9 protein-coding genes and 2 pseudogenes are annotated in these 13,117 nt (G+C 73.5%); 5 read left to right on the forward strand and 6 right to left on the reverse strand.

Annotated features, from left to right (window positions below; all coding sequences use genetic code 11):
• The 3 genes and pseudogenes from ACIRB4_RS16685 to ACIRB4_RS16695 all read left to right on the forward strand — a co-directional run.
• Window positions 1-2,207: SbcC/MukB-like Walker B domain-containing protein (locus ACIRB4_RS16685; protein ID WP_403291884.1), on the forward strand; the 2,207-nt coding region annotated here is incomplete at its 5' end.
• Between the two features lie 177 nt (window positions 2,208-2,384).
• Window positions 2,385-3,083 carry a lysostaphin resistance A-like protein gene (locus ACIRB4_RS16690; protein WP_403291886.1) on the forward strand — a complete coding sequence of 233 codons (699 nt, stop codon included), beginning with the start codon at window positions 2,385-2,387 and terminating at the stop codon, window positions 3,081-3,083.
• Between the two features lie 23 nt (window positions 3,084-3,106).
• A pseudogene (locus tag ACIRB4_RS16695) lies at window positions 3,107-3,294 on the forward strand (hypothetical protein); the annotation flags it as partial.
• On the opposite strand, the gene ACIRB4_RS16700 reads toward ACIRB4_RS16695, so the two are convergent.
• The 3 genes from ACIRB4_RS16700 to ACIRB4_RS16710 all read right to left on the reverse strand — a co-directional run bounded on the left by ACIRB4_RS16700 (window position 3,284) and on the right by ACIRB4_RS16710 (window position 6,148).
• Window positions 3,284-3,730 (reverse strand): Lrp/AsnC family transcriptional regulator, encoded by a 447-nt coding sequence (locus tag ACIRB4_RS16700; protein ID WP_403291888.1) that lies wholly within the window; start codon window positions 3,728-3,730, stop codon window positions 3,284-3,286. The pseudogene ACIRB4_RS16695 and the gene ACIRB4_RS16700 sit on opposite strands and share 11 nt — an antisense overlap.
• A 167-nt stretch (window positions 3,731-3,897) precedes the next feature.
• Complete coding sequence (locus ACIRB4_RS16705; protein WP_403291889.1) at window positions 3,898-5,601, reverse strand: DUF885 domain-containing protein; 1,704 nt, start codon at window positions 5,599-5,601, stop codon at window positions 3,898-3,900.
• Between the two features lie 49 nt (window positions 5,602-5,650).
• Entirely contained in the window at window positions 5,651-6,148 is a 498-nt protein-coding gene (locus tag ACIRB4_RS16710) for an Lrp/AsnC family transcriptional regulator (protein WP_403291891.1), read from the reverse strand.
• A gap of 60 nt (window positions 6,149-6,208) precedes the next feature.
• Here ACIRB4_RS16710 and ACIRB4_RS16715 point away from each other — a divergent pair, with 60 nt between their 5' ends.
• Window positions 6,209-7,426 (forward strand): trans-sulfuration enzyme family protein, encoded by a 1,218-nt coding sequence (locus ACIRB4_RS16715; RefSeq protein WP_403291893.1) that lies wholly within the window; start codon window positions 6,209-6,211, stop codon window positions 7,424-7,426.
• Here the strand turns inward: ACIRB4_RS16715 and ACIRB4_RS16720 are convergent.
• The 3 genes from ACIRB4_RS16720 to ACIRB4_RS16730 form a co-directional block, all read right to left on the reverse strand.
• Window positions 7,338-8,765, reverse strand: a complete 1,428-nt coding sequence (locus ACIRB4_RS16720) for a GNAT family N-acetyltransferase (protein WP_403291894.1) — start codon at window positions 8,763-8,765, stop codon at window positions 7,338-7,340. The two genes, ACIRB4_RS16715 and ACIRB4_RS16720, sit on opposite strands and share 89 nt — an antisense overlap.
• Window positions 8,766-9,002: 237 nt before the next feature.
• On the reverse strand, window positions 9,003-10,586 hold the full coding sequence (locus ACIRB4_RS16725) for an alkaline phosphatase D family protein (RefSeq protein ID WP_403291896.1): 1,584 nt from the start codon (window positions 10,584-10,586) through the stop codon (window positions 9,003-9,005).
• Window positions 10,587-10,720: 134 nt separating this feature from the next.
• Entirely contained in the window at window positions 10,721-12,196 is a 1,476-nt protein-coding gene (locus tag ACIRB4_RS16730) for a PLP-dependent aminotransferase family protein (RefSeq protein ID WP_403291898.1), read from the reverse strand.
• A gap of 47 nt (window positions 12,197-12,243) precedes the next feature.
• On the opposite strand from ACIRB4_RS16730, the pseudogene ACIRB4_RS16735 reads away from it, so the two are divergent.
• Window positions 12,244-13,080: pseudogene (locus ACIRB4_RS16735) on the forward strand (DMT family transporter); the annotation flags it as partial.
• Window positions 13,081-13,117 lie beyond the last annotated feature (37 nt).

The raw sequence follows: 13,117 nt of genomic DNA on the forward strand, positions 1-13,117 counted from the left end.
CGCGCGGTCTGCTCCCGGCCGACCTGGCCGACGCGGGCGCGGAACAGCTCTCCGCGCTGGAGCGGCGGCTGCGTGAAGAGCTCGGCGGCCTCGAATCCGCGCGCCGCGCCGAGCGGCGCGCCGCCGAGATCGCCAGAGAACGCGACGTACTGGAACGGCAGGCCCGCGCGGACGAGGAGATCCTCCAGGACGCGGCCGGCTGGCTGGCCGGATGGGGGGCCCGCCGCGCGGAGCTCACCGCCCGGATCGAGACCGCGCAGGAGGCGGCCGCCCGGGCCGAGCACCTCGCCGGCCGACTGGAGCCCGCCCGGCGGCGGCTGGCGGCGGCCCGCCGCCGGGACGACCTGGCGCTGCGGGCGGCCGAGGCCGAGACCCGGCTGACGGCCGCCCGCGAGCGCCGCAACGAAGCCCACGAGACCTGGCTGGACGTCAAGTCCCGCCGCCTGCAGGGCATCGCGGCCGAACTGGCCGCCGCCCTGACCCCCGGCGACCCCTGCCAGGTCTGCGGCTCGGCCGACCACCCGGCCCCCGCCCGCACCGGCGCCGACCACGTCGACCGTACGACGGAGGACGCGGCCTACGCCGCCTTCACCCACGCTGAGGAGACCCGCACCGCCGCGGAACGCGACCTCGCGGTCACCCGGGAGGCCTGGGCCTCCGCCCGCGCCGACGTCCTGACGACCCCGGCGGCGGTTGCCGGCGGGGGAGAGCGGGTCGCGGCCGCGGCGGGCGTGTCCGGGGGGCCGGTGTCCGGCCCGGGCGGGCGCGCCACGGCGGCCGAGGCCGACGGCTCTGCGGAGGAGTCGGCTCCGGCCCGGACGCTGCCCGCCGCCAGAGGCGAAACGCTCCCCGCCGCCTTCTCGGGCCGACAACCGAACCACGGCACCGTGCCGGAACAGGCGACGGGCGCCGAGTCCGTACCCACGTCCGGCGTACGCGAGCCCAGCGTCGACCAGCTCGCCCGCGAGGTCGACGAGCTGGCCCGGCAGCACGCCGAGGCGCATGCGCTCGCCGCCCAGACCCATGCCGCGCGGGAGGCCCTCGCACGGGCCGAGCGGGAGTACGAGGAGAGGGCCGCGGCGCAGCGGGACGCCGAGCGGCGGGTCGCGGCGCGGACCTCGCAGCGGGAGGCGCTCGACCGGGAGCAGACCACCCTGGAGGCCGAGGTGGCCCGGGGCCGGGGGGAGTCGGGCTCCGTCGCCGAGCACGCCTCACGCCTGGAACACCGGATCGCCGTCCTGCTCGACGCCGCCGAGATCGTACGTACCGTCGAGCTCACCGCGCAGCGCCTGAAGGAGGCCGACGACCGCCTCGCCGACGCCGCCTTCCGCGCCGGCTTCGACACCCCGGCGGCGGCCGCCGCCGCGCTCCTCGACGACCGCGAACACCGGGCCCTCCAACACCGCCTGGACGCCTGGCACGCGGAGGCCGCCGCCGTCGCCGACCGGCTCGCCGAGCCCGAGACCGAGGCCGCCGCGCACCGGCCGCCCGCCGACGTGGCCGCCGCCGAGGCGGCGCATACCGCCGCCGAACGCGCCCTTCGGAACGCGACCTCGGCACTCGCCGCCGTACAGGCCCGATGCGCCGAACTCGCCCGGCTCTCCCGCGCGGCCGACGCCGAGGTCCGCCGGCTCGGCCCTCTCCGCGAGGAGTACGAACGCGTCGCCCGCCTCGCCGGGCTCACCGCCGGCACCTCCGCCGAGAACGAGCGCAAGATGCGCCTGGAGTCGTACGTCCTGGCCGCCCGCCTCGAACAGGTCGCGGCCGCCGCCACGGCCCGTCTCCAGCGCATGTCCTCCGGCCGCTACACCCTCGTCCACTCCGACGCCCGCTCCGGCGGCAAGCGGGCGGGACTCGGGCTGCATGTCGTCGACGCCTGGACGGGCAACGAACGCGACACCGCGACACTCTCCGGCGGAGAGACCTTCTTCGCCTCCCTGGCGCTCGCGCTCGGCCTCGCCGACGTCGTCACCGACGAGGCGGGCGGCGTCCGGCTCGACACCCTCTTCATCGACGAGGGCTTCGGCAGCCTGGACGACCAGACCCTCGACGAGGTCCTCGACGTCCTCGACTCCCTGCGGGAACGGGACCGCAGCGTCGGCACCGTCAGCCACGTCGCCGACCTGCGCCGCCGTATTCCCGCGCAGCTCGAGGTCGTCAAGGAGCGGACAGGATCGGTCGTACGGCAGAAGGGGGTCGGTGCCTGACCCGCCCGGTGTGAGGCCGGTGCCCCCCGGTCAGCGGGAGCGCGGAAGCCAACGTCAGGAGCACGGGAAGACGGGCTTTCCAGCGATCGCGTTCGGAAAGCGGAAGCCTTCTCACAGCAGGGGGGCGGGGCGCGTTGCGGTGTCTTCGCCAGGAACCTGTCGGCGATCCTGGGAACCATGCGGATGCTGCTCTCGGTCGTCTTGGTGCTCGCCGCCGTGAACGTGGTCAACAACCGGTTGGCCCCCGGCCTCTACGTGCCGGTCTGCATCACCACGGCGGCCCTGCTCCTGCTGATCGCGCGGCTCTCCGGACTGACGGCGGGTGATCTGGGGCTCGGCAGGGACTCGGTCCGCCGCGGACTGCGGTGGGGGCTGATCCTGGCCGGGGCCGTCGTCACGGTGTACCTGGCCGGGCTCGCCGTGCCGTTCACCCGGGATGTCTTCCAGGACCAGCGTGCCGCAGGTCTGACCGGCGGCGAGCTGGCGTACCGCGCACTGGTCCGCGTGCCGCTCGGTACGGTGCTGCTGGAGGAGATCGCGTTCCGTGGTGTGCTGTGGGCCATGCTGGAACGACGGTGGGGCCACCTCTGGGCGACGACCGTCTCCTCCTTCCTCTTCGGCCTCTGGCACGTCCTGCCGTCACGCGGGTTGACTCGCGCCAACGCGGCCGCCGAGGCCGTCTTCGGCACCGGCCCCGCCGGCGTGGCCCTGTCGGTGGTGACGGCTGTCGCCGGCACGGCCCTTGCCGGGGTCCTGCTCTGCGAACTCCGCCGCCGATCGGGGAGCCTGATTCCGCCCATGGCACTGCATGGCGCGCTGAACGGCACGGGGTACGTGCTGGCCTGGGCGGCCGGACGCTGGTGGGGCTCCCCGTAGCCCCGCCAGCGCTCCGAGCCTCCGGCAGCCTGGACGACCAGACGCTCGACGAGTCCTGGACGTCCTCGCTTCCCTGCGGGAACGGGACCGCAGTGTCGGCATCGTCAGCCACCTCGCCGACCTGCGCCGGCGGTTCCCGGTCCAGCCGGAGGTGGTCAAGGAGCGGCACGGCTCGGCCGTGCGGCGCCGTACGCGCGGTGTCAGCGGCTGATGGCACGCCGGGGGAGCGGGGAGGAGTAGACGACACTCGTCGTCACCGAGCCCAGTGTCATGACCTTCCCGGAGATCTCCTCCAGGTGCGCCATGGACCGCGCCGCCACCTTCAGGACGAAGCAGTCGTCGCCGGTGACATGGTGCGCCTCCAGGATCTCCGGCGTCGCGTCGAGCAGGTCGTGGAACGGCTTGTAGTTGCCGTTGGGATAGCGCAACCGGACGAAGGCCAGGATCGGCAGCCCTAGCCGCTCCTGATCGACCACGGCCGTGTAGCCGGCGATCACACCGGTCTCCTCAAGGCGGCGCACCCGCTCCGTCACGGCCGACGCGGACATGGAGACGGTCCGCGCCAGTTCGGCGAAGCTGGCGCGGCCCTGGCTCTGCAGGGCTTCGATGATCCGCCAGTCGGTGGCGTCCGGTGCGTATCCGCTCATGGGCGAGGAATAGCAGGGCGGTCCCCGGACGATCAAGCGATGCCCGGGGAGTTCTCGCGGCTCGGACGCGCCGGCGGGCGGAATCCTGCCCGGGAGCGGCCCGCTGCCCGCCGCCGCTCCGGCCCGCCGCCGCTCCTGTCAGCCTCCGCTCCTGCCCGCCTCCGCCGTCAGAGACGGGAGATCTCGTCCACCAGGTCGTCGAGACCGAGCGGCCCCTGCGACAGCGCCGCCATGTGCCACGCCTTCGCGTCGAACGCGTCGCCGTGCGCGGCCTTCGCGTTGGCCCGGCCCAGCAGCCACGCCCGCTCGCCCAGCTTGTAGCCGATCGCCTGGCCCGGCATCGACAGATAGCGCGTCATCTCGCTCTCGACGAACGACGGCGGGCGGCTGCTGTGCTGCTGGAAGAACTCCTGCGCGAGCTCCGGTGTCCACCGCTCGCCCGGGTGGAACGGCGAGTCCGCCGGGATCTCCAGCCGCAGGTGCATGCCGATGTCGACGATCACCCGGCAGGCGCGCATCATCTGGGCGTCCAGGTAGCCCAGTCGGCGTTCGGCGTCCGGCAGGAACCCCAGTTCGTCCATGAGCCGCTCCGCGTAGAGCGCCCAGCCCTCCGCGTTGGCGCTGACGCCGCCGATCGTCGCCTGGTAGCGGGAGAGCTGGTCGGCGACGTGCACCCACTGGGCGATCTGCAGATGATGGCCGGGTACGCCCTCGTGGTACCAGGTCGACACCAGGTCGTAGACCGGGAAGCGGGTCTCTCCGTCGACCGGCAGCCAGGTTCGGCCGGGGCGCGAGAAGTCCTCCGAGGGACCGGTGTAGTACGGTGCGGCGGCGCTGCCGGGCGGGGCGATCCGGGACTCCACCTTCCGCACCCGCTCGGCGAGTTCGAAGTGCGTGCCGTCGAGCGCCTCGATCGCCTCGTCCATCAGGTTCTGCAGCCAGACGCGGACCTCCTCGACGCCCTCGATGTGGGTGCCGTGGACATCCAGGTGCGCCAGAGCCTCCCAGGGGCCGGAGCCGGGAAGGATGCGCTCCGCCTCGGTCCTCATCTCGCCCAGCAGGCGGTGGTACTCGGCCCAGCCGTACGCGTACGCCTGGTCCAGGTCCAGGTCGGTGCCGTTGAAGTACCGCGACCAGCGCTGGTAGCGCTCGCGGCCCACCGTGTCGGGCGCGTCGGCGACCGCGGGAGCGTAGACGTCACGCATCCAGTCCCGCAGGGAGACGACGGCCTCGTTGGCGATCCGGCCGGCGGCGGCCAGCTCCGTACGCAGTTCCGGATCGAGGGAGTCGGGCCTGGAGGCGGCGAACTCCTCGAACCAGCCGGGGCTCGCCGAGTCCGCCCCCGACCACTCGGTCAGCTGGTCGACGAAGGTGGCGGTCGGCCGCGGACCTCCCAGGAGCTTGCGTTCCAGGCCGAGTTCGAGCGAGGCGCGGTAGCCCTCGAACGCCGCCGGCACCGCGCGCAGCCGCTGGGCGACCGCCTTCCAGTCCTCCGCGGTCTCCGTCGGCATCACGGTGAAGACCATGCGCACACTGTGCGCGGGAGAGCGCATGTTGCTGACCGTGCACAGGCCCTCGTCGGCGTCGTGGACGGCGAGCTCGGCCGTCAGACGCTCCCGCAGCAGCCTTCCGCACCGGCGCTCGGCATCGGCGTCCGCGCCCGGCCGCCGCTCGGCCTCGTCGAGCAGTTCCAGAGTGCGGCGGGCGAGTTCGGCCACCGCCTCCTGCCCCGCGGGAGAGAAGTCGGGCAGAAGACCGGCACTCTCCTCGACTCCCAGGTATGTACCGGTGATCGGGTCGAGTGCGATGAGTGCGTCGACGTAGGTGTCGGCGACCTGGCGGGGCAGCGCGCTGCGGGAAGTCTCTGGCATGAGGTTCATCCTTGTCTCTCCGCGGGCCTCGCGTCATCCCCGTTCTCTCTCAGTCGGCTGACAAATGAGCGCTCGGGGACGGCGGCAGGAGCGGTCCGCACTCCCACTGCTGGAAGATCAGCCGGGTCTCGACACGGGCCACCTCGCGACGTGACGTGAACTCGTCCAGGACGAGTCGTTGCAGGTCGCTGGGGTCGGCGACGGCCACGTGCACCAGATAGTCGTCCGGGCCCGTCAGATGGAACAGCGCCCGGGACTCCGGTAGCGCACGGATCCGGTCGACGAACGGACCGATCAGTTCCCGCCGGTGCGGACGCACCTGGACGAGGAGAAGCGCTTCGAGGCCCCGGCCGAGTTTGGCCGGATCCAATCGCAGCTGATGCCCCAGGATCACTCCGGTGCGGCGCAGCCTGGCGACCCGGTCCAGGCAGGTGGAGGGTGCCACCCCGACCTCGGCGGCGAGCTCCCGGTAGGTGGTCCGTGCGTCGTTCTGCAAGAGGCGAAGAATGTGCAGATCGACCGCGTCCAGTACGACAGAATCGGCCATGCGGCGAACGTAGCACGGTGTTTTCCCCCTACCCTCCGGTATCCGTTCACAGTTCCGCCCATGGACTACGACGCCTCGACCACCCCCAGGGCTCTGGCCACCGAAGCCGTGCACGCCGGCCGCGAGGATCTCGCCGGGCTTGGCCTGCACGCCCCGCCGCTCGATCTGTCGACCACCTACCCGTCGTACGACACGCGGGCCGAGGCCGCGCGGATCGACGAGTTCGCCACCACCGGGGCCCGGCTGGACGGCCCGCCCGTCTACGCGCGCCTCGACAACCCCACCACCGCGCGCTTCGAGTCGGCCCTCGCCCGCCTGGAGGGCACCGACTCCGCCGTCGCCTTCGCCAGCGGCATGGCGGCCCTGACCGCCGTCCTGCTGGTCCGGGCGAGCCTCGGTCTGCGGCATGTGGTCGCCGTCCGGCCGTTGTACGGCTGCAGCGACCATCTGCTGAACGCGGGCCTGCTCGGCACGGAGGTGACCTGGACCGACCCGGCGGGCATCGCGGAGGCGATCCGTCCGGACACCGGTCTGGTGATGGTGGAGACGCCGGCCAACCCGACGCTGGCCGAGGTCGACATCCGGGCCGTCGCCCACGCCTGCGGCTCGGTGCCGCTGCTGGTGGACAACACCTTCGCCACCCCGGTGCTCCAGCGCCCGGCCGAGGACGGGGCGCGGATCGTGCTGCACAGCGCGACCAAGTACCTGGGCGGACACGGCGACGTCATGGGCGGCGTCGTGGCCTGCGACGAGGAGTTCGCCCGCGCGCTGCGCCAGGTGCGGTTCGCGACCGGCGGTGTGCTCCACCCGCTGGCCGGCTATCTGCTGCTGCGCGGGCTCTCCACCCTGCCGGTACGGGTGCGGGCGGCGTCGGCGACCGCCGCGGAGCTGGTCCGGCGGCTCACCGTCGACCCGCGCGTCGCCCGGGTCCACTACCCGCGGGTGGGCGGCGCGATGGTCTCCTTCGAGGTGTACGGGGACCCGCACGACGTGATCGCCGGGGTACGGCTGATCACGCCGGCCGTCAGTCTCGGCAGCGTCGACACCCTGATCCAGCACCCCGCCTCCATCAGCCACCGGATCGTGGCCGAGGGAGACCGGCGCTCGGCGGGCGTCAGCGACCGGCTGCTGCGGATGTCGGTCGGCCTCGAGGACGTCGAGGACCTGTGGCGGGATCTGACCCAGGCCCTCAGCGCTCCGCCCGCTGATGCGTCCCGTCCTGGAGCTCCTCGTACGGCGGACGGCTCCGTGCCGCAGTCGCGGCCAGCCGGGCGGTGATGACGAGCGTCCCCTCCTCGATCTGGTAGTCGAGGGGCAGGTTCAGCGCCCGCATGGCGGCGACCATCCCGGTGTTGGAGGACTGCGTGACGGCGTAGACGCTCTCGCAGCCCGCCTCGACCGCCATCGCGACCAGTCGGCCGAGCAGCTCGGAGCCGATGCCGCGACGCTGCCAGTCGTCCTCGACCATCAGGGCGACCTCCGTCTCGTCGCCGTCCCAGAACAGATGGCCGAGGGCGACGAGACGGCCCGAGGCCGTCTGCACGGCGAGCGTACGGCCGAAGCGCGGGCTGAGGAGATGGGTGAGATAGCGGTCGGCGTCGCTCACCGGGCCGTGGTAGCGCAGGCTCAGGGTGCGCTCGGAGCAGCGGTCGTGCATCGCGCGTGCCGCGACCAGGTCGCGCTGGTCGGCGCGGCGGACGGTGATCTCGTTGCCCTCGGGCAGGGTGAGAACGTCCTGGCTGCGCGGCACGCGCGGGCCGAGCCGGGCGTCGAGCTCCACGAGTGCGCGGGCGCGGGCGAACTCGGTCGGGGTGAACGGCAGATACGGCCGCTCGATGGTGATCGCCCCGCCGCCCGGGTCGCGCAGCCGCATCACCGTCTCTTCGAGGATGCCCTCGACCGGGGCGCTCTCACCGGTGGGCCGGCCGGTCAGGGAGACGGCCGGCAGCGAGTGGATGGTGCAGCGGCCGAGGAGCTGACGGAGAGCCAGGGGCAGTTCGGCGGCGTCCAGGGCCGTACGGGTCGCCAGGCCGAGCAGTCGGGTGGGGGTGTCCACCAGGTCGTGGGCGTCGGCCCGCTCGATCCAGGTGCTGCTGCCGCCGGCCGCGGCGATCTCCCGCGTGAGGTGGTTGGCCTGCAGCTCGGCGGGGGCGCGCAGCAGGAACTCGTCGACCGTGCCCTCGGCGAGCGGGTGGGTCTGCAGGGTCAGGATGTCCACCCGGTGCCGGGCCAGCGCCGTGCACAGTGCGGCGAGGCTGCCGGGGGTGTCCCGGACCGTGGTCCGCATCCGCCACAGCACGGCCGCGACGGGCTCGGCGGCCTCGTCCCGCTCCGTGGTGCCGCCGTCGGTCGGCGGCGGGGGAGTGGACCCGCCGCCGGTATCGGTGGCGGGCGGCGCATGGCTGTGACGCCGTGCCCACCAGGTGTGGAACGTGGCGGTGGCGATCAGCGCGATCGCCGAGAACACCAGCATGTACGGACCCTCGGCGCCCCGGACGACGGTCTTGGCGACGGTGTCGGCCACCACCACGGCCGTGAAGAGGGCGGCCAGTTCGATGAGGTCCCGCCGCCAGTGGTGCGGACGGCGGGCACTCTTCGCGGAAGTCACATCAGTCATGACCTCACTGTGACCCAACGGTGTTGCGTGATCACGAACGCTTTGTGACTGACGGGTTAAGCGCTGATCTGGGGGTTTAGTGGCCGTTTTCAACCACTTGTGCGCGGAGCTGATCGGTCTGTGGTGAGATCCTGTCGCCTAGTCGCCTAGTCGCCTAGTCGCCTAGTCGCCTAGTCGCCTAGTCGCCAGAGCGCCTTCCGTGGACGCTTCGCCCGGCCCTCCGCCGTCACCCGGGCGTCACTGCCCCACGCGGCCCGGCTGCAGCACCTTGCTGAACAGCACAGTCCCGCCCTCCGCGCGGAGCCTGACCGTCAGCTCGCCGCTGCCGCCGTCGATGTCGACCTCGCCGAAGTACTGCGGGCTCTCCATCGGCGACACGTTCGCCCGCTCCGGCGCCCGGACGAAGACCCGCTCAGGGCCGAAGGTGGCGTCCAGCTTGTTGGCCGGGAAGCCACCCGCGGCCAGCGGCCCGGAGACGAACTCCCAGAACGGCGCGAAGTCCTGGAAGGCCGCCCGCTCCGGCGCGTAGTGCTGCGCCGAGGTGTAGTGCACATCGGCGGTCAGCCAGAGCGTGCCGGTGATCCCGCGGTGCTTGACGAACCGCAGCAGCTCCGCGATCTGCAGCTCCCGGCCGAGCGGGACACCCGGATCGCCCTGGGCGATCGCCTCGATGTTCGCCGCGCCGTCCGGGACGACCAGGCCGAGCGGCATGTCCGCCGCGAGGACCTTCCACACGGCCCGCGACCGGCTCAGCTCCCGCTTGAGCCAGGCGAGCTGGCCCTCGCCCAGGATGCCGGTCGTGTCGTCCGCCTGCCGGCCGGGCGAGTTGGCGTTGCGGTACGAGCGCATGTCGAGGACGAACACGTCGAGCAGCGGCCCGTACCGCACCACGCGGTGCATCCGGCCCTCGGCGCCGCCACCGCGCGCGTGGAGCGTGGACACCGGGAAGTACTCGCCGAACGCGCGCGTGGCACGGGCCGCGAGCACGTCCACGTCCTTCTCCGTGTAGCGCGGGTCGTCGAGGATCTGGCCCGGGTACCAGTTGTTGCGGACCTCGTGGTCGTCCCACTGCACGATCGACGGCACCTGCGCGTTGAACGCGCGCACGTTGTGGTCGAGGAGGTTGTAGCGGAAGTTGCCGCGGTACTCGTCCAGGGTCTCGGCGACCTTCGACTTCTCCGGCGTGGTGACGTTCCGCCAGATCCGCCCGTCCGGCAGCGTCACGCTCGGCTGGAGGGGCCCGTCGGCGTAGATGGTGTCCCCGCTGCACAGGAAGAAGTCCGGGTCCAGCCGGCGCATCTCCTCGTACGCCCGGAAGCCGCCGATGTCGGGGTTGATCCCCCAGCCCTGGCCGGCGATGTCCCCCGACCACACGAAGCGCACGCCGTCGCGCCGCCTGGCCGGAGCCGTACGGAAGGTGCCGACGACCGGCTCGCCCGTACGTCGCGGGTCGTCCGGGTCCGCGAGGGTGACGCGGTAGTGGATCTGCTCACCGGCGGGCAGCCCGCGCAGAGCGGTCGTCCCGGTGAAGTCGCTGCCCGGGCCGAGGAGGGGCCCGTAGTGGCGGCGGCCGCGGCGGAACGATTCGCTCGCCGAGGTCTCCACGATCATGCGGGCGGGCCGGTCCGACCGGACCCACACCAGGCCGGAGGAGGCGGTGACGTCCCCGGTCTGCACGCCCCACGCGGCCCGGGGGCGCCCCGACAGGGCCAGGGCCGGGGCCGTCGCGGCGCCGCCCAGGGTGAACGCCGCGGAGGCGGCCAGCGAGCCGCGCAGCACACTGCGGCGGGCGGGGGACGGACCGGGGGTGCGGTGCGACATCGAGAGGCCTCCAGAGCCTGGGCCGGGTGGGTGCGTGGTGCCGCCCCATGAGTAGAGGACGCGGGCGGCGCGGACACGAACCCCGCGTGAACAGACCGGAAGCGCTCCCACGCCACCGCCTCACCCCCGGCCGGCTACCGCCCCGCCGCCCCACGGGCCCGCGCCGCCAGGCCGATCCCGTGCGCGATCTCGGACGGTGTCAGATGGGCGTACCCGATGACGAGACGGACGGCGCCGTCCGCGTACCGGGCCGTGCCGTACTCCTCCAACGGCCGCAGGAGCACCCCGGCGGACGCCGCCCGCTCCACGAAGAGCGAGGTCGGCCCGTAATGCCCCGGCACGCGCGCGATGATGTGCAGTCCGGCGGCGATCCCGCTCACCCGGGTGCCGGGGAAGTGCTCCTCCAGGGCCGCCACCAGGGCGTCCCGCCGCTCCCGGTACGCCCGCTGGCAGCGGCGCAGTTGCCGGTCGTAGGCGCCGCTCGTCACGAACTCGGCGAGCAGCGCCTGGTCGAGGGCGGGATTGCCGAGGTCCATCGTCCGCTTGCGCTCCACGACGTCCGCCACCATGCCCTCCGGCACCAGCATCCAGCCGAGCCGCAGCCCCGGAGCGAGGGACTTGCTCACCGAGCCGGTGTACACGACCCGTTCCGGGTCGAGCCCCTGGAGCGCGCCCACCGGCGCCCGGTCGTAGCGGAAGTCCCCGTCGTAGTCGTCCTCCAGGATCCAGCCGTCCACCGCCCGCGCCCAGTCGAGCAGTTCGGCCCTGCGGGCCGCCGAGTACGCGAGCCCGGAGGGGAACTGGTGCGAGGGCGTCGTCACCACCGCACGCACCCCCGACGCGGCGAGCGGACCGGGCATCAGCCCCTCCTCGTCCAGCGGCAGCCACACCGTGTCCATTCCGGTGGAGGCGAACAGCCGTCCGTGCTCAGGGCTGCCCGGGTCCTCGATACCGACCGTCCGCTGTCCGCGCGCCCGCAGGACGAAACCGAGCAGCGTCGACGCCTGCGCCACCCCCGAGCAGACGACCAGGCGCTCGGGATCGGCCACCACCCCGCGCCGCCGCGCCAGCATCCCGGCCAGCGCGTTCCGCAGCTCCGGCAGCCCGCGAGGGTCGGGATACCCGAGCGACCGATGGGGCAGCCGGGACAGTACGGAGCGGTGCGCCGCCGACCATGCCGACCGGGGGAAGAGCGAGAGGTCCGGCGTTCCCGGGCGGAAGTCGACGGCCTCGGCCCCGGCGCCCGGCGCGCGCGGCGCGAGATCCCGGGCGCCCTGCGCGGCTGCCGCCCGCGCCGCGTCGCCCACCCAGGTGCCCGAGCCCCGGTCGCTGCGCAGATAGCCCTCGGCGGTGAGCTGTTCGTACGCCTCGGTCACCAGGCCCCGCGAGACACCGAGGTCGGCCGCCAGATCACGGCTGGACGGCAGCCGGGTCCCCGGCGCGAGCCGGCCCGTGCGCACCGCCTCGCGCAGCGCCTCCCGCAGCGCCCGGCCGCGCCGCCGCGCTGGAGCGGCCACCGCGGGAAGCAGCAGCTCCCAGGCGGGATGCGCGGCCGCCGCGGGTGAGCCGGGCTCCGGCACCGTACGGGAAGTGGTCCCCGATGTCGTCATGGAAGTGGACCTTAAACCGGACCGCCCCGCTTCCTAACGTCGGGACCATGAACGCGAACTCCCTGCGCGGGGCGCTCCTCGTGACCCTCGCCTACGCCCTCGTCGGCGCCTCCTTCACCGCCAACAGCCTCCTCGGCGACTATCCGTACGCGGGCGGCCAGGCCCTGCGCTACGGCGCCGCCTGCCTGCTCCTGCTGCCTCTCCTCGGCTCCGGCGGTCTCGCGCCCCTCCGCGGGCTGACCGGTCGCCACTGGGTGCGTCTCGCCCTGCTCGCGGCCGTCGGCATGGTCGGCTTCAACCTCGCGATCCTCGCGGCGGAACGCACCGCCGAGCCGGCCGTCCCCGGTGTCCTGGTGGGCTGCGCCCCCGTCGTGGTGGCCGTGCTCGTCCCGCTCCTCGACGGGCGCAGGCCCACCCGGCCGGTCCTCCTCGGGGCGCTGCTCGTGGCCGCCGGGGCCTTCACCGTGCAGGGCTGGGGCCGTACCGACCTGGCCGGCCTCCTCTACTCCGTGGGAGCCCTCGCGGGCGAGGTCGGCTTCACCGTCCTCGCCGTGCCCGTGCTGCGTCCGCTCGGCCCGAAGCTGCTCACGGCCGTCGTCTGCGCGATCGCGGCCGTGGAATCGGCCCTGCTCGGTCTCGTCGTGGACGGCGGCGCGTTCCTGCGGCTGCCGACGGCCGTGGAGACCGGGGCCCTGGTGTGGCAGGCGTTCCTGGCCACGGTCGTCGGCTTCGTGCTCTTCTACATGGGCGTCCAGCGGATCGGTATGGAGAGGGCCACGCTCTATACCGGTGCCATTCCGGTGGCCGCCGCCCTGACCGCGGTCCTGGTCTCGACCGGTCGCTTCGGCCTCCCGCAGGCCGTCGGCAGCGTTCTGGTCGGCGCCGGAGCGGTCCTCGGGACGGGGCTGTTCACGCGCGCGG

The organism is Streptomyces sp. NPDC093600 (assembly GCF_044764755.1).
Classification (GTDB): Bacteria; Actinomycetota; Actinomycetes; order Streptomycetales; family Streptomycetaceae; genus Streptomyces.